The 16,180-nt window shown below is 58.6% G+C and carries 18 protein-coding genes; 7 read left to right on the forward strand and 11 right to left on the reverse strand.

Features of this window, described 5'->3' with window-relative positions; genetic code table 11:
• Nucleotides 1–19: 19 nt before the first annotated feature.
• The 5 genes from VNL17_16230 to VNL17_16250 all read right to left on the reverse strand — a co-directional run bounded on the left by VNL17_16230 (nucleotide 20) and on the right by VNL17_16250 (nucleotide 3,422).
• Nucleotides 20–1,333, reverse strand: a complete 1,314-nt coding sequence (locus tag VNL17_16230; GenBank protein HXI85628.1) for a TolC family protein — start codon at nucleotides 1,331–1,333, stop codon at nucleotides 20–22.
• Between the two features lie 18 nt (nucleotides 1,334–1,351).
• Nucleotides 1,352–1,804: a periplasmic heavy metal sensor gene (locus tag VNL17_16235; protein HXI85629.1), complete on the reverse strand. Its 453-nt coding sequence runs from the start codon at nucleotides 1,802–1,804 to the stop codon at nucleotides 1,352–1,354.
• Nucleotides 1,801–2,136 (reverse strand): hypothetical protein, encoded by a 336-nt coding sequence (locus VNL17_16240; GenBank protein ID HXI85630.1) that lies wholly within the window; start codon nucleotides 2,134–2,136, stop codon nucleotides 1,801–1,803. The genes VNL17_16235 and VNL17_16240 overlap by 4 nt, the downstream gene beginning before the upstream one ends.
• A 319-nt stretch (nucleotides 2,137–2,455) precedes the next feature.
• Complete coding sequence (locus VNL17_16245; GenBank protein ID HXI85631.1) at nucleotides 2,456–3,007, reverse strand: sigma-70 family RNA polymerase sigma factor; 552 nt, start codon at nucleotides 3,005–3,007, stop codon at nucleotides 2,456–2,458.
• A gap of 49 nt (nucleotides 3,008–3,056) precedes the next feature.
• On the reverse strand, nucleotides 3,057–3,422 hold the full coding sequence (locus VNL17_16250; protein ID HXI85632.1) for a hypothetical protein: 366 nt from the start codon (nucleotides 3,420–3,422) through the stop codon (nucleotides 3,057–3,059).
• A gap of 170 nt (nucleotides 3,423–3,592) precedes the next feature.
• Here VNL17_16250 and VNL17_16255 point away from each other — a divergent pair, with 170 nt between their 5' ends.
• Both VNL17_16255 and VNL17_16260 read left to right on the forward strand, forming a co-directional pair.
• Complete coding sequence (locus VNL17_16255; protein HXI85633.1) at nucleotides 3,593–4,156, forward strand: TlpA disulfide reductase family protein; 564 nt, start codon at nucleotides 3,593–3,595, stop codon at nucleotides 4,154–4,156.
• Complete coding sequence (locus tag VNL17_16260) at nucleotides 4,153–5,880, forward strand: cytochrome c biogenesis protein CcdA (protein ID HXI85634.1); 1,728 nt, start codon at nucleotides 4,153–4,155, stop codon at nucleotides 5,878–5,880. The genes VNL17_16255 and VNL17_16260 overlap by 4 nt, the downstream gene beginning before the upstream one ends.
• A gap of 18 nt (nucleotides 5,881–5,898) precedes the next feature.
• On the opposite strand, the gene holA is transcribed toward VNL17_16260, so the two are convergent.
• Nucleotides 5,899–7,017, reverse strand: coding sequence for a DNA polymerase III subunit delta (holA, locus tag VNL17_16265; protein HXI85635.1), 1,119 nt, complete (start codon nucleotides 7,015–7,017; stop codon nucleotides 5,899–5,901).
• Between the two features lie 377 nt (nucleotides 7,018–7,394).
• Nucleotides 7,395–8,201: a hypothetical protein gene (locus VNL17_16270; protein HXI85636.1), complete on the reverse strand. Its 807-nt coding sequence runs from the start codon at nucleotides 8,199–8,201 to the stop codon at nucleotides 7,395–7,397.
• Between the two features lie 159 nt (nucleotides 8,202–8,360).
• Between VNL17_16270 and VNL17_16275 the strand changes: the two genes are divergently transcribed.
• The gene (locus VNL17_16275) at nucleotides 8,361–8,813 is read left to right on the forward strand and encodes a cupin domain-containing protein (GenBank protein ID HXI85637.1); all 453 of its coding nucleotides are present in this window, start codon (nucleotides 8,361–8,363) and stop codon (nucleotides 8,811–8,813) included.
• 19 nt (nucleotides 8,814–8,832) lie between these two features.
• On the opposite strand, the gene VNL17_16280 is transcribed toward VNL17_16275, so the two are convergent.
• The 3 genes from VNL17_16280 to VNL17_16290 form a co-directional block, all read right to left on the reverse strand.
• Entirely contained in the window at nucleotides 8,833–9,603 is a 771-nt protein-coding gene (locus VNL17_16280; GenBank protein ID HXI85638.1) for a rhamnogalacturonan acetylesterase, read from the reverse strand.
• 283 nt (nucleotides 9,604–9,886) lie between these two features.
• On the reverse strand, nucleotides 9,887–10,369 hold the full coding sequence (locus VNL17_16285; protein HXI85639.1) for an isoprenylcysteine carboxylmethyltransferase family protein: 483 nt from the start codon (nucleotides 10,367–10,369) through the stop codon (nucleotides 9,887–9,889).
• Nucleotides 10,370–10,439: 70 nt separating this feature from the next.
• Nucleotides 10,440–11,549: a thrombospondin type 3 repeat-containing protein gene (locus VNL17_16290; protein ID HXI85640.1), complete on the reverse strand. Its 1,110-nt coding sequence runs from the start codon at nucleotides 11,547–11,549 to the stop codon at nucleotides 10,440–10,442.
• A 1,076-nt stretch (nucleotides 11,550–12,625) separates the two neighbouring features.
• On the opposite strand from VNL17_16290, the gene VNL17_16295 reads away from it, so the two are divergent.
• From VNL17_16295 to VNL17_16310, 4 genes are all read left to right on the forward strand, one after another.
• Entirely contained in the window at nucleotides 12,626–13,102 is a 477-nt protein-coding gene (locus VNL17_16295) for an HIT domain-containing protein (protein HXI85641.1), read from the forward strand.
• Between the two features lie 62 nt (nucleotides 13,103–13,164).
• Nucleotides 13,165–13,833 (forward strand): LON peptidase substrate-binding domain-containing protein, encoded by a 669-nt coding sequence (locus VNL17_16300; protein ID HXI85642.1) that lies wholly within the window; start codon nucleotides 13,165–13,167, stop codon nucleotides 13,831–13,833.
• Nucleotides 13,817–14,590 carry a hypothetical protein gene (locus VNL17_16305; GenBank protein ID HXI85643.1) on the forward strand — a complete coding sequence of 258 codons (774 nt, stop codon included), beginning with the start codon at nucleotides 13,817–13,819 and terminating at the stop codon, nucleotides 14,588–14,590. The genes VNL17_16300 and VNL17_16305 overlap by 17 nt, the downstream gene beginning before the upstream one ends.
• The gene (locus VNL17_16310) at nucleotides 14,587–15,465 is read left to right on the forward strand and encodes a hypothetical protein (GenBank protein HXI85644.1); all 879 of its coding nucleotides are present in this window, start codon (nucleotides 14,587–14,589) and stop codon (nucleotides 15,463–15,465) included. The genes VNL17_16305 and VNL17_16310 overlap by 4 nt, the downstream gene beginning before the upstream one ends.
• A 9-nt stretch (nucleotides 15,466–15,474) precedes the next feature.
• Here VNL17_16310 and VNL17_16315 read toward each other — a convergent pair whose 3' ends face one another.
• Entirely contained in the window at nucleotides 15,475–16,170 is a 696-nt protein-coding gene (locus VNL17_16315) for a PHP domain-containing protein (protein HXI85645.1), read from the reverse strand.
• Nucleotides 16,171–16,180 lie beyond the last annotated feature (10 nt).

Here is a 16,180-nt window from a genome sequence, read left to right on the forward strand (position 1 = left end):
GTTTCCATGGACTATTCCTTCATTTGTTCACGCCACTTGAGCGCGAGACGTACTTCACGCCCGCACCGGTGGCACGCTCCTGGCGGGCCAGTTGTATGCCGAGATTCCCTTCCGCCATCGCCTCCATGACGCGTGCGTTGAGCAAAAATCGCTCGCTTTCGAGCAATTCGAGAAAACTTACCTGGCCGGTGCGGTACGCGACTTCGCTGGCTTTGAATCGGGCTGCAGCCTGCGGTATCAGAGAGTTCTTGTAGAGTTCGACCGTGCGCCTGGCGGTCAGTGACTTGAAATGCGCATCTTGCACGTCGTAGGAGATTTGCTTTTCCGCCGCTTCAAGGGTGGCCCGGCTGGATTCGATCATCTTCTCGGCCTCGCGCAAACCCGCGCGGTATTTCGTCCGCCAAATCGGCAGGTCAAACCCGATGGTGACCATCAGCTGGTTTTCGGAACCGGAAAAGTCGGTGTACCCCCCCTCCATATGGCCGTACTCCAGCCCGAGCCGGTAATCGGGGTAGAACTCTTTCTTCATCAAATTGCGCTGGGCTTCATTGCGCTCGATATCCATCTGTGCGCGACGGATCTCGGGTCGACCCTTTTCTGCCTGATCAAACAGCCTGCCCGTGTCAACCTCCGTTTCGAGGACCGGCGGCGAGACAGCTAGACCGAGAGGCGAATCGGCCGGGCGATCCAACAGCAAGTTGAGTTTGGCTTTCGCCGTGGCTTCCTGTTGCTCCAAGTCCAGCAATTGCTGCTTGAGCATGGTGGTCTCCGTCTGCGCCTTGAGCACGTCCTGTTGGCTCGCGGCTCCCGTGGCGTACCGGCTTTCAGCAATCGTTTCGATCTCTTTGAGCACGTCTTCTTCGGCACGGGTGATGGACATCGAGAGTTGCACCGCGTAGAGATCGAAGTAGGCTTCCTTCACGGAGGCCACCACTTCCAGTTCCATCGCCTCGTGCTCGTGATGCACGATGGCCGCGTCTTTCTCAGCGACTTCTCCCCGCAGACCCAATTTGCCGAACCAGGGAAATGTTTGTTCGACCCCTACGCGTGTTTCCTGGGTTCTCGGGAAGTTGAAATCGTCGACCCCGTTTCCGCCTTTGAACGTCAACGCCGGATTCGGCAGCGTGCGCTCCTGCGTTGGACGCTCCTGCGCCGCTTCCCATTTGGCTTGCATCGACCGCACCTGGGGATTGTTCCGCAGCGCTTCTGCGATGACCTGATCCAATGTCAGGCTGGAGGTAATTTCCTTCGGCTCGGACCTTACGACGGTCACGACAGCCAGCATGGCCAGAAGGGCAAAAGTTCCGTTCCGGATGGTTGTTTTGGTTCGCATGATTGGGATCGGGTTGGTTTACAAGGAGCCCATGGGCAAGCTGCAAACCTGGTCGTGGATCATGGTTGAGTAACGCTGCGCTTGTTGGTCGTTCAGCAACGCCCGCACTTTCAATATGTGCGCCAGCGTTACCCGCTCCGCGCCCGCCTGCGCCGCATTCATTTTCTCAATGAAGTTGCTGCATTTTGCCGGGTCCGGTTTCGACTTCGCCAGCTCATCGCCCAGGGCCATTCGTGCTGAACAATGAGCGGCGCAGAAAGAATTCAACTGCGCTTGGAATTCAGTCCCCATCTTTTCGATGTCACGAGTTTGCGCGTCGGTCAGGTCCAGCTCGCGCTTGAGCAACGCCGTATCGTTCATATTCACGGTCGGCGCGGTCATGGCGCAGTGTACCGACCAGCGTGCCACACCGAAGGAAACCGCCGTAACGAGGAGTGTCAAAACCGCGAGTGCTGTCAGCGTCTTTTTCATTGCGCCTTCTTCGATGCCATTTGCGCGTAGCTGCCCACGAGCGTGCCGGAGGAAAGGAATCGGAGTTCCGTCCCCGGCCCGTTGATTAGTTGGGGAACCGAGGCAATACCGCCCCAGACGCCAACGACTACCGCAACCACCATGGCGGCAACAACTGACCAGGCAGGCTGCCACAACAAACGCCCGATCACGTCAATCCAGTTGACCGTCTCGACCGCCGGCTCAGCAGCGGTGCGAATCTGACGCCACACGTTGGCCTCGAAATTGCCGGGTGGTTCGATATCGCGCCATTGCTTCAAGAAGGCGCTTAGCTTGTCGTCACTCTGTTTCATCAACTGGTAATACGCCGGGGGCAAAAAAAGCCCTCGCCGTTTCCAGCGAGGGCTTTCAGCTTCCGACGGGATAAGGTAGGCCTTTGGCGGTGGTGTTGGTGAGGTACGACACCGAACTGTTTCGGTGTCGCGCACCATCGCGCGCGGTTGCCGGGACTATTAACATGCGCCGTGCCAACCTTGTGTCGCTTAAGCGAATATCCCGCAACTCTCGTAACCGCAAATGATTCCGTCACGTCAAGAGTTGTCCGCCAATCCCCGAATTCCGAACCGCACTGTTCTGAATCAATCAGCGTGGTTAAAGCGATACACGCGCGCGTCATTCCAACAGGGGGCGCAACCCCGTCCGCAACGTTTGTTTGGCGCGATAAAGGCGCGACTCCACCGATTTCTCCGAGCAGCGCATCACCGCGGCGATTTCCGCATGCGACATTCCTTGATATTCAGACAGCACCAGGACGGTCCGTTGATCCTCGGGGAGTTCAGCCACCGCCGCCGCGATCAACGCGCCGATTTCGCGCGCGCCGACTTCTTTCGCAGTATCCGTTGGGGCCGCCAGGGGGGATTCGGGATCAATCGACTCAGTGGGATGTCGCGCGCGCCAGCGCAAACGGTCGATCGCCGCGTTGCGGGCCAACGCAAAAAGCCACGTGGAGAACTTTGTCGCTGGTCGGTAGGTATCCAGCTTCTGATAGACGCGCACGAACACTTCCTGCGCCACATCGTCGGCGTCGTCCGCGTTACCAAGCATGCGAAAGATGAAATTTACGACGGGCCGCTTGTAACGCCCCATCAATTCGTCAAATGCGGAATCGTCCCCCGACTGGATTAGCCGGATGATTTCGGAATCTGGTTGTTCGTGTAATTGCATGACTGATCTGAGACAGACAAAAGAGACACCACCGGCGTGGCATCAGGTCTCAGATCAGGAAAGCATGCGTCAAAAGATACGAATCGGCGTTGCTGCGGAGTGAGGTATCGGCTTTGGCGGTCGGGCGCACGTTAAGATATTCGTCGCCCATGAGGAACATTGCGTCCATCGGTAGCGACGCGACTTTCACGAGCTCATGCCCCGTGATCGTGTTGGCGCTGGCCGGCACGGAATCCGGCGCGGGCGGAACCGGCGTCGACAAATTGCAGTGGCATTGCGTCGGCTGGCAGCAATTCATCGACTGTGGCTGGGTATCGTGACAAGGCGCCGTCGTTGGTTCACATTGCTCGGCACGCACCGGCAAGCTACCCATGAGGGAAATCGCAACCAGCACTGCCACGAGTCTCAAAGCCATGCGCATTAGTGACATAGCTTATACCGTTAGCAGTGATGTGTCAAGGAACAGCCAGCCGGTTGGAGCCGCGCAAAGGCCACACTTGCGCACCGGGAAGGAGTTGAGTAATAGTGTGGCGCGAACCATTCTCTCGTTGGGGGGTTGGAAATGGAGCGGTGGAAACCCGGATAATGAATGCCAAATCAAATGCGCCGTTGAGTCGCCTCATGATCTCCCTGGTTGTGGGCTTCGTCGTCCTGTTGCTGGTGATCCTGCTGCTGGGCCGCGCGTTCGGGGCGACGAACGACGCCCATTCGGCAACACCCGAGATTCGCACGGCAGTGCCTGCTCCTCTGTTCTCGTTGAAAATTGGGCGGGGGCAAACCATCAAGCTCACCGACTTCAAAGGCAAGGCGTTGATCGTATGCTTTTTCGCCACCGGGGACGGCCCCAGCCAGAAGCAAGTGCCGATCTTGAGCAACCTGCTCAAGGATTACGGCGAGACAAACCTGGCAGTACTTGGCCTCGTCTTTGAACAGCCCGGCGCCCCGCCGATGAAGACCTACGCCGAACAACAGGGACTGGGCTTCCCGTTATATCCGCCCGACTATGACATCATTCAAGCCTTCGGCGGCCTGACCTCCATTCCCACCCTGTTCGTCATCGACAAGAACCAAAACATCATCCAGAAATATGTCGGCGTCACCGAAGCCAATACCCTCGAAGCTGATCTGAGAGCCATTTTCAAGCAATGAGTCGTTTCCGCCCATTCTGGATCGCGCTCGCGCTGGCTCTACTGGCACCGCTGGCCGGCGAAGGGCAAGCGGGCGCACCGCAAGGCGAGGCCAAAATCGCTACGGTCTTGTCGGTCGACAAACTTGCAGCGGATGCGCCTTTCCGTGTCGCGGTCGTCATCGATGTCGCCGAACACTGGCATATCAATGCCAATCCCGCCAATGCCGAAGGGCTCATTCCGACCACGCTCACGTTGCCGTCGGCTGCCTCGATTGTTATCGACCGCATCGTGTATCCGAAAGGTGCAACGACGAGGGTGTCATGGTCGGATGAACCGGTCGCGCTTTACACGGGCAACGCGATTATCTTTGCCGAGGGACATGTCAGTGCGGATGCCAAGCCCGGGCCTGTGAAGCTCGAGGGCTCACTACGCTATCAGGCGTGCAACGATCAGGTCTGCATTGCGCCGAAGACCATTCCCATTGCTATTGAAACTGAAGTTACCCCTGCGTCGCAGAGGCCGCAGCCCATTCATCCCGATATTTTCGGCGCGGCGACCGGGTCAGCGCCGTTGGCGCGCCTCGTTACCGCCGGGGCAAATGAGGATGTCAGTCCGATTGCCAAACTGGTGCGCGAGCGTGGTTGGTTCGTCACAATCCTCGTTGTTTTCCTGGGTGGGCTCGCGCTCAACCTCACACCCTGCGTCTATCCGATGATCGCAATTACGGTGAGTTATTTTGGCGGACAGGGCGGCGAGCGGAATGCCCGGCGCGCGTTCATATCGTCACTGATTTATTGCCTCGGCATCGTGCTGACTTATTCAACGCTTGGACTGATCGCGGCGCTCACGGGCTCGCTCTTCGGTTCCGCGCTCCAAAGTCCCTTCGTGCTTGTCGGCATCGCGTTGTTGCTGGTCGCGCTCGCGCTGAGCATGTTCGGGCTGTTTGAGCTGCAACCTCCGCAAGCTCTCATGCAGAAGGCCACTGGTTTGTCGTCGAAGGCGGGTTATATTGGTGTGTTTTTTCTGGGTGCCGTGATCGGCGTGATCGCCGCACCATGCCTGGCGCCATTCGTTGTTGCGCTCTTGGCGTTCGTCGGCCAAACCGGCAACCCGTGGCTCGGCTGGTGGCTGTTTTTTGCGCTCGCGCTGGGATTGGGTCTTCCGTACGTCGTGCTGGGGACATTCTCTGGGTTGCTGACGCGTCTACCGAAGTCGGGCATGTGGATGGTTTGGGTCAAACGGGTATTCGGCGTGGCGCTGTTCGTGGTGGCGGCGTGGATTACCAGCCCGCTCTGGCAAAACGCCGCGATGTCGGAGACAGGCGGGATCGTGTGGGAGCCTTACTCCATTGCCAACCTCCAGCAGGCCGCGGCCGCGCATCGCCCGGTGATGATCGATTTCACGGCCGACTGGTGCGGCCCGTGCCGGAAGATGCAGCGGACCACGTTCCACGATCCGCGCGTAATCGGCCAGACGAACCAGGTCGCCATGGTACGGGCCGACCTCACGCGCGAAAGCTCGCCCGAGGTTGAAAAAATCCGCAAGGATTTCGGCATTTGGGGCGTGCCGACGATTCTCTTCCTGGGCCCTGACGGTCGGGAGCATACCGAGTTGCGGCAGGTCGAATATATCGATGCGAACCAGCTTCTCGGCTTGCTGGAAAAGGCGAAGGGAATCGCCCCCACGAATACCCCCGTTGCCCGCGCACCCGACGTTCCGCCGCAATTGCTGAATCCGTTTTAGCCGGTACGAATTTGCCGGCTACTTCCGGGCGATCTTGGCGATCGCTTCCTCGAGGACGAGCCGATCATCCAATTGCGTCGTCACGAGTTGGCGATTTGCCTCCAACAGCAAATCCATCGCGCGAATCAATTCCGTTGTAGTGAAATTCTTCGCGGCCAGCGCGCAACGGTAGAGACGCCAGGCATTCGGCAATGCGCCTTCCTTCGTTCGCGGAAAATGGGCGGTCACGGGCTCGGGCAGGTGCTCGAACGCTTTCACGAACTCGAAGTTGCCGCCTTGACCGTCGCGAGCGGTGATGAGCTTGCGTTGCATCAAGTCCCGCGCGAGCAGCATCAGGCGGAACTGCGCGACCAACATCATCAAAATCCCGATCGGTTGATCGCCGGAGTCGAGGAGGTTCTCCAGCGCGGCGATGGCCTGCGCGATGCGGCGCGCGCCGAGCGCGTCGGTCAGTTCCCAAATCACCGCTTGGCGTGAGGCGGAGCAAATTGCGCGAACATCTTCTGGCAAAACCTCATTGCGCTTGCCAACATAGGTGATCAGCTTCTCCAGTTCGTTGGCGATCTCACGCAGATTCGGCGCGACCAGGTCGCGAAACGCCTGAACGGCTTCCGGGTTCATCGTCTTGGCGTCGGCCTTCAGCTTTGAACGAATGAACGCCTCGATTTCCTCGTCGGCATCGCCTTTCCCTTCTTCGAGCGCCTCGAAGAATTGCACCTCGCCGATTTTCTCGAGCGTTTTGTAAAGAGACTTGCGCCGGTCGCAACCGATGGCGCTGATGAGCAGCACCACGCCATCGCCGAGACCACCTTTCAGTAGATCGCCAAGTTCCGCCAGCGCGTCTTTGACGGCTTCCGTGCGCGTAGTCGGGTTGTCGGCCAGCAGTTCGGTGCTCTTCAGCCACACGAGCTTGTCGCCACCGCCGAACAAGCCGACGGTGTTCAACGCTTCGCGGACTCGCGAGAGAATCTTGAGCGCTTCGTCCTGATTCGAGAACGAGCCTTCGATGATCTCCAACCCAAACTCCCCCGCCTTCTTCGGTGCCAGCTTCTCCGCGAGCTTGGCCGCCGTTTCCTTGATGGAAAACTCGTCCGCACCGCCGATGAGGTAGATGGATTTGGTTTTTGTGGCCGCCACAGGCATGGCTGCAGTTTGCGGATGACGCGGCGGGGTGTCAAGCAGGGTCAGTCGAAGACCGGCTTGAGCTCATCATCGATTCGCGGTAGAAGTTGTGTACATGACGACTCCTATTACACTTCCGGAGTTTCTTGGTGGACGCGTTGTCTGCGTCCCGCAGCGAATCGCGAGGGTCGCTTTCACTTTCAAGAGAATCGTGCATGCATTGCTGAGCCCATTTCTAAAGACCCGCAATTCGGGACGTGGCGAGGACGATCCGCGATCACCTGACGCCGGGAAACCGTCGCCGTTGAGGCCTTCTCCGGTTCATCACCTCGTTGCTGCCAGGGGTATTCCGCCATCGGAAAGGACCTATCTATTTCCAGCCGACTAACTACTTACTTCGCATTGATTTGTTCCCGGTAATCCACTGTGCCGCCGAGTTTCTGGTATTGCGCGAATAGCTCGTCGAATTTTTTTATAGCCGCTGCCAGATTAGAATTGGCTTTGGGAATTTCGGCATCGTTGGCCGCGTACCTTGCCATGACGTGTTCGTATTCAGGATGTGGCAGCACCTTGCCCTTATACCCAGCGGTGCTGTGCAGAAAATTATGCTCTTTTTGGGCCGCGTCCACCCGCGCATGGGCCGCCTTGACAATCGGCACCAGAGCCTGAAGTCCCTGTTCCGTATCATGGAGCAGCTGTCGCTCGACGAGCGGTGTTTTCGCGTCCGGCGGCATCCATTTATCGGCGAACTTGACGCGGCCGTTATCCACCTCGAATTTTTCGAAGCGCCACTCGGTCTGGCGAGCGGCGATGTTCGTGGCTTGTTCCGAGTTAGGCCAAGTGGCCAAGAATTTGTCGAAAGCGGCGATCCCCTCCGCGTACTCGGCGGACTTGAATTCCTGGTTGGGATTTAATTGGTAACGACCCAGCGCCTCGTAAGCGGCGCCCTCCTGGCGCTGTTCGGGCGTGAGTTTGTGGACCTCCTTGATATCGGACCGGGCAATGGTTCGCGTGCTAAAAACCGTGTGGCGTTCGTTGGAGATCTCGATCGACACTTCGGCGTCGGTTTCGGCGGTAATCTTCCCCTTGATGATCTCCCCCGAGTTGAGGACGACCGAATCGTCATCGGCGAGGACACAGAGCGACGCAAGGAGCAGCACGGAGGCGACCAGAAGAAGCAGGCGTTTAAGATGGCGCATAATGTTGTGTCTCGTGGCGATGCGAAGGCTAGAAGTTTCGCAGCCGTTCGTCAAGCGGACGCCGGGCCGCGCCGCCGCTGTTTTGGGTTTGTTTTTTCGGCCCAATCGCTGTGAAATCACAAAGTGAGTTTACCCTATTAACACTGTTCGGCAAAACTTATGAAAGCAATCGAAGGCTACCAGTTGATAAAGCCCGAGGACCTCCAGTGGCGACCGTCGAACATCATGCGGATTCCGAACGCGGACTTCCTTGAACGCACTGGCAGCCAGATTCTCGGGGCAAGGCTCTGGCGGCTCCCTCCCAAGAGCGCCAATACCCTTCACAAGCATGTGCGCGCGGAGGAGTTCTATTTTGTCGTGGAAGGAGTCGGCCGCATCCGCGTCGGGGAAGAGACGCTGACGGTGCCTCAATACGGCGGCGTGCTGGTGGGGCCGCGATTGTTGCGCCAGGTGTTCAACGATACGGAGTCGGAAGTTCTTTGGCTGATCGTGGGAGCTCCAGAAGCCGAACTCGAACCCAACCAACAGCGAGATATGAGCCTGTTTTACCCGGTCGATCCGTCGCAATTACCACCTGAATTAAAGGGGGTCGACTGGCCACCGAAAACTTGAAGCGGTCAAGCCAGACGCTTCAGTGAACCGGGGCGACCGCGAGGTCGTTGGCGAGTGGGCAGTCTTTCAATTGCTTGAGGCCTTCGACTACGGACTCGGCATTTAGGCGGGCACCGGCTTTTTTGGTGTGCTGGTAATCTGAGAACAAAGCTGCGGTCTTCTCCTCGCCGAGAGCGTCATAGCGATTGGCGGCGATGGTGTTGAGGTCGATGAAGAGAGCGCCGCTGGCCTTGGCAGCATCGGCGGCCCACTGGGCGTAACCGTCGAAGCCGCGTTTGATTTTGCCCTTGATGAACACATTGCGGGGAACAGGTGAACAGATGATGATGGTCGCGTCTTTGGCCTTGGCGTCTTTCACATAGCGGCGCAGATACCAGCCGTAGGCGTGGACGACTTTATTGGAAGCGCCGACCCCGAAGTGAATGAATTCGTCGCCGTTGCCAATGATGGTGGTGCGGTCAGGGTAATTTTGTGAATTGGACGAATCGTTGTGGCCGAATTGCAACAGGATGAAATCGCCGGGTTGCAGGCGGTCGAGGATCTTGTCCCACAGGCCTTCCTCGATGTAGGAGCGGCTGCTGCGGCCGCCGTGCGCTTCGTTGTAGACATGGATTTTCGCGGGGTCGAAAAGCGGGATGATCTCCGAGCCCCAACCCCATTGACCATTTTCGCCCGTGCCGTTGCCGGTCCGCATGATGGAATCGCCGACGAGGAACAGCGCCGGATGGAGCGTGGCTGCAGGGGCATTTGTGGAATCCTGGGCGTGGGTGGTCATAATGATTGGAAGCATCAATGTTCCGACAAAAGCGCCCAAGAAAGCCCGCGCTTGTTTGAAGAACGGGCTGTGGGAGCGACATTCTTGTCGCGACCGGTCGGGGCAAGAATGCCCCTCCCACGAAAAACTGTGTTTGGAGTTGGGCGGTCGGCGCATGTTGAGGATTCTTTCAAAGATTCGTCAGGGTTTGAGGTAAGGCCTCAGATCGGGAACGGTTAAGGTTTCGTCTTCGCATGGCGGTGGTTCCGAGAGAAAAGCTATCAGGCGGCGAAATGAGGTCAAGTGCGGAATCAGGACGTCAGGTGCGGGATCCGTTATTCCCCGGTCCCAAGCGGGGCAGCCATCTGGGGACGGCTGTGGAATAGGCGATCCATTCCGCGGCAAATTGCTGACGCAACCGGGGTTCTTCGTAAAACAGGACGCGAAGGTGAAAGGCCATGGCCAGCGTCACCATGTAGAAGGCCAGCCACAGGGAACCAAAAACAAGGGTCCAACCCAGCACGACGGTCAGCACCGCGACGTACATGGGGTTGCGGACGACGCGATAGAGTCCAACCACCACCAAACGTTTTGGCGGATCCCACGGCGCAAGCGTCCCCTTCCCCGAGACATAAAAGTCCCGCACGCACCAAAGCAGGAGCACGACGCCGAGCGCGAGAACTCCGAAGCCGATTGCCGAACCGCCATGCCGGTTAGTATCGCCCCGGGCAATCAGAACCGGAATGAGTCCGGCAACGACACACGGCAAGGCGAGGAAAGCAAATAGTGCTCGGAAAAACATTTGCAGCTATCCAAATAACACAATATTCGTCGAGTGAGGATCCACGGGGCCAGGCGGTTGCCCTCAACTCTCAGTTATGTAGAGCTTGTCTGTTGTTTCGCTTTTTGCCGCAGGCGGAGTGCGCGGCTTTGGGAACCATGGCGTGAAACTGGTCCGGAGTGATGAGTCCGTCCACAAAGAATTGCGTGGAGACTTCGACGAAGGCGGAGACGTACTGGCCGTGATTCTTCCACGTCCCGCCGGAGGCCGGACCTGAACAAGGCACAAGTTGATCAATGCTGCAGCCGTGGCTGTTGACGATTGCTCCCGGCGGAGTGTTCGGACACTCGTCCTGGTCGTCCGGCACACCGTCCAAATCGCTGTCGTCAGACGGCGCTGCTAGGCAGACATTCCACGAGCCACTATTGTCGCTATAGATGCTATCGTTGAAGTACAGGATCAGCGAACCTGAGGACGGCGCGACGAATGTGCCGCTGCTTCCCAACTGGAGGCATTGTCCATTGAGCTTCGCTACGAGCGAAAATGCCTTTAGACCGGGGCACGTGAAGCTGTCGTCGCCAATGGCCGGACTACAAGCCCCGGCTACGATATTGCCGTCGGGATCGGACTGGCAACCGTCGAGATTATACCCGATGACCCCCGACGCCTGATAGTTGTATGACTGACCCATCACAACGTTGCCAAACGAAACGCCGCCGCTCGCCGCTCCTGAAACGCTGGCACACGGCTGCTGTACTTGCGTTGGAGTGACGCACGCGCTGAAGGAACCGCTATTGTCGCCGTAGATACTGTCGTTAAAGTACAGGACCAGCGAACCTGAGGACGGCGCGACGAATGTACCGCTGCTTCCCAACTGGAGGCACTGTCCGTTGACCTTGCCGACGAGGGAAAACGCCTTTAGACCGGGGCACGTGAAGCTGTCGTCGCCAGTGGCCGGACTACAAGCCCCGGCTACGATATTGCCGTCGGGATCGGACTGGCAACCGTCGAGATTATACCCGACGACTCCCGACGCCTGATAGCTGTACGTTTGGCCCGCAACGACGTTGCCAAGAGATACGCCGTTGACAGCGGTGGCGGACACGTCGGAACAAATACTTTGGGCGTTGGCGTTTAGCACGCCATAGATTGAAGCGATTGCCACGAGTGATGCCGCCAGTACCGCTGAATAGTTTCTCACATTCCACCTTCGTTTCAGTTGCGAACCGACGTATCCGCAGAAAGGACGCACAGGGTCGAAAGACGGCCCCACAAGTTAGATAATCACTGGCTTGTACGCCTGTAAACATAGGGACGTCAAGGTATTTCTGTGACGATTTTGCCGGAGAGAACACCGCAGGACCAGTCTCGTCTTGGCTAATCGGGAAACTCGGACACCACCGACTGCGAATCAACTGCCCATCGGCTGGCCGCGATAGCCCGCTCCCTCAGCAGAAGTTGTCCGAATGAATGCGTATTCCGCTACGGGCTGAGCGCTGATGCGGCAGTGGTTCGTGGTGCGCCCTTATCTTCGCTGACGAGGCAACCCACCCCTGTTTTATCACCGCCGCGTGGGGGTTTGCGCCACCGGCAAATACTAGGCGCGTTTGCCGCAGACGACGGCGGCGTCTCGCAGACTCGGCTCCGTCTGACTCGGCTTGCGGCCTACAACTTCCGGGGAGATGCCGGGGAATTATCATTAATCGATAATTTTGCTGGACACGGGGTGGTGGTGTGGAGTATGGTCGGCGTGTGAATTATGGACGGGAGCGAAACGGAGCGCGGAGCCCGAGACGATCAGGAGACCTACGGTCGAATGAAGTACGCGGTCGGGAGACCGGCGCACAACGGAATTGGACTAGCAGACCGCGCTCACCGAGCGCGGCTACAGGGGGATGGGCGACGCTAAAACACGCTTTCTGCGAAACGAAGCCATTTGTAATGTTGAAGAAATCGCATTTATACGGCACGAGGAGAATGGGTTGCGTAGATTACAGAAAAATGACAAATGGGTCCGTTTTTTCGGTCGGAAGGAAAGGAAGAACCGGGGGAACGTGGCGAGCCTACTTCGCCAAGGCTTCCGCCATCGCCAAAGGCCATGCGGATGGGTCAAAGACTGGGCGCCGCGCCGCGGCTACAAGGGAGGCGAACGCAAGGGACGAGAACGACCTGCGGTTGCCGCGAAAACTACATCGCGGCGTCTCGTCCAACTTGGCTCCACCGTTGCCCTCGCGGTTCGGCTTGTCGTTCGCGTGGTAGTTGACTATAAACCTTCACATGGAACATCTCTGGGCGCCGTGGCGGTTGCGGTACATCCTCGGGGAAAAGGAGACGGGCTGTTTCTTTTGCCGGAAGTCGCAGGAGTCGGACGATGCGAAGAACCACGTCGTCATCCGCGAGCGCAATTGTTTCGCGCTGCTGAACACCTTTCCGTACAACGCGGGCCATTTGATGGTCGCACCTTACAAGCACACGGGCGAACTGGACGATCTTTCCGAACAGGAACTGTCGGAACTGATGGCGCTCACGCGGCGGTGCAAACAATTGTTGGCCAGGACCATCAAGCCCGACGGGTTCAACATCGGCATCAATCTTGGCCGGTGCGCCGGCGCGGGTGTGCTCGACCACGTCCACATGCACATCGTGCCTCGCTGGGACGGCGACACGAATTACATGCCGGTTTTGGCGGATACGCACGTCGTGCCGCAGGCGTTGGACGAGTTGTATGCGCTGCTCGTGAAGAACCTGCAGTAGTGGTAACCTCCTGTTCACGGAACACTTTGACGCACGCCGCGGCTGCGGTTATAGTATGCGGCGTGAGGCTGCCGAAGCAAATCGCGGTGATGCCGTTGCCGAATGCGATCCTCTTCCCGCGCGTGTTGCTGCCGCTGTACATTTTCGAGCCGCGCTACAAGCAAATGCTGGCCGACTGCCTGAAAGGCGAGCGCATGTTTGCGGTGGCGTTGCTACGCAAGGGGTGGGAAAACGAAGGCCGCAATCCCACGCCCCATCCCATCGCCAGCATCGGGGTGATTCGCACATGCATGGCCCGGCCCGATGGTTCGGCCAACGTGATCCTGGAAGGCGTGGCGCGGGTGCGGATTTCCGACTACGTAAGACAGCGTCCGTATCGCGTGGCGCTGGTGGATTCGCTGGAAGCTCCCGAGGATGTGGTGGAGGGCAAGCGCGAACCGTTGTTGAAAGCGGTCACGCAACTGGCGAAAGCCCGGGCGCGCATGGGGGCGGAACTGCCGAAAGCGGTGCTCAGCGCGTTGCGTTCCGTCAAGAACGCGGACTATTTGTCAGACCTGGTAAGCTATACGTTGCTGGACGATTACTACGACAAGCAGGCGATGCTGGAAACGCTCGACACGGACGAGCGGCTCAAAAAGCTGCTGGCACTGCTGCAGAAAAAAATCCAGCAGTTCGAACTGTGGAAAACACTGCAGGGCAAACTCCCCAACAAACATGTCGGACATAATTGACGCGGCCGTGCAGCCGACCACACAGCTCGATCCAGACGCCGCCGTCGAGACTCCTGTGGTCGTCGATCTCCACGTTCCCGCGCGCGATTACGTGCGGCTGGCACAGGGATTCTATTTCGTTTTCTGGGGGCTGTTGCTGACGGTTTTGACCGGCGCGCAACTGCTCATGCCCATCGACATGCCCCCGTTTGCAGAGGCGTTCCTGGGCGTGGGCGTGCTGGCCACGTTGATTGGGTCGTGGCGGTTGTACCAGGTGCGAAGCTTGGGGAGTTTATGGCGTCAACGAATACGGCAGGCGTTCGCCCTGGCGATGCTGATGACCTACTTCTGCCTGTTCTTTTACTGGTGGCGGCGGGTGCCGATGAGCACGTATTTACTCGGTAACGTGCTGGCCTTTGCAGCCACTGGAATCGTCTATGTGATCGCCTTCAACCGCGTGGTCGCCGTGCTGGCCGCGGCCCTGGGACGGAAAGACATGGTGTTTGAATCGCGCATGTTCGGCTCCGGCAACATCGGGCTTTTGCTGTTGCCGTTTGCCTGCATCATCGCGTACATCATCGGCATGGCCGTTCTCCAGCACAGTGATCCCATTTCTGAATTGAGATTCCTCCTTGGCCGCGCCAATCTGCTGATCATCGTCGTGCTGCTGCTTCCGTTTTCGCTGACACTGTCGCTGGCGTGGAGTTGCAAGGACGCCGTGCTGCGACAACTTTCCGCGCTCGACCATCCCCGCGATCCCGACTCCGACCGCCCATGAACGGCTACCGCCACCGTTTTCCCCAATACGGCACGATCGGCCTGGTGATTCTCCTCCTGATGGAGACGGCGATCTTTTGTGCGCGGACGGACGCGCTGCCCAATGTGCCGTGGTGGCTAATCACCTCCTGCGCTACACCGGTCTGTTGGTGGGCGTACATCCTGATTGTCGATGCGGGCATCTATCGCCGCAGAGGCACATCGCTATTGACGGACCGTCGGCAGTCGCTTGTCGTTCAGTGCATCCTTTCGGTCGCCTTCTGGTGTTTGTTCGAGGCGTACAACCGCGTGATACCGGGCTGGCGCTACCTGAATCTGCCGTCGGACCTGTCGCTCCGCCTGCTCGGTTACGCCGTCTCGTTCGCCACGATCATGCCGGGCCTGTTCCTGACGTGCGAACTGCTGCAGAGCTACGAATTCCTGGCGCGTGCCCGCATGGCGAGTGTCCACTGGAGACGGGGTCTCCTCATCGCCTCGGTCGCAATCGGCGTTGTTTTTGTCATCGCGCCGCCGTTCATGCCTCAGAACACGCGCGGGTATCTGTGGGCCTTCGTCTGGCTGGGTTGGTTTCTCTTGCTGGAGCCATTCAACTACTGGCGCGGGGCCCAGAGCATCTACCGCGATTGGGAACATGGCGACTGGTCGCGCACGTTGCAGTTGCTGGCCGCCGGGGCGATCTGCGGGTTCCTGTGGGAATTCTGGAATATGTGGGCGTACACGAAATGGATCTACGTCTTCCCGCACGGCGAGAGCGTGAAATTTTTTGAGATGCCGTTGCTCGGCTTTCTCGGTTTCCTGCCCTTCGCGCTCGAGTATTTCGTCATGTTCCACTTCGTCGCCTCGTCATTCACGCGCCACGATACGCTCGAGATCTGAACCACAAGCTCAATCGGCGCGGGCCGGCGGGAAACTCTCCATCACCTCGCCTGGCTTGCGTTCCAGCAACCGGTCGAAGACAAACATGCGCAGGCAGTCGCGCACCGTCACCGGCGGGCTGTGAGGCTGGAGCCGGCCAGCGCGAATCGCTTCGAAAAGCGCGGGCATGGTGGGCTCAGCATCCACCAGCGTGTAGTGACGCCCGAACATCCAGAGGCCATGCGAGTCGGAGTTGGCGATGATCGGCTTGTTGTGTTTTTGAGCGACGCGGACTGCCTGTTGGTTGAACCGGTCGAACCATGGAAGATGAATCTGGGCGTACTCGATCGCGTCGAACAAATCGATATTCGGTTCGAGGTTGCCCTGGAGGCTGTGTCCGGCCGGGTAGAACGGATGCGGGGCAATCACGAGTATGTCCTTGCCGCGTTCGCGCTTGTAGGCGCGCAGTGCGTCGAAGGTGACCAGTTTTTGCGCTTCGCGTTGCGTGATGTTGTAGAGCAGCACGTCGCCGCCGTCGATATTCCATTCGACCGCGCGGATGAGCAGCAGGCCTTTCTCGCGGGCGTGATCGAACACGCGTTCGTCGGCAATCACCTGGCCATGCAGCGTGATGGCGATCGCGTCGTAACCGAGCTCGACGGCCCGGTCGATCAACGCGGTCGCCGGATAGCGCAACCCGTCCTTGGGGTCCTCGCCCGTGTGCATGTGCATATCC

The sequence above is a fragment of the Verrucomicrobiia bacterium genome, assembly GCA_035577545.1.
Lineage (GTDB): Bacteria > Verrucomicrobiota > Verrucomicrobiia > Palsa-1439 > Palsa-1439 > Palsa-1439.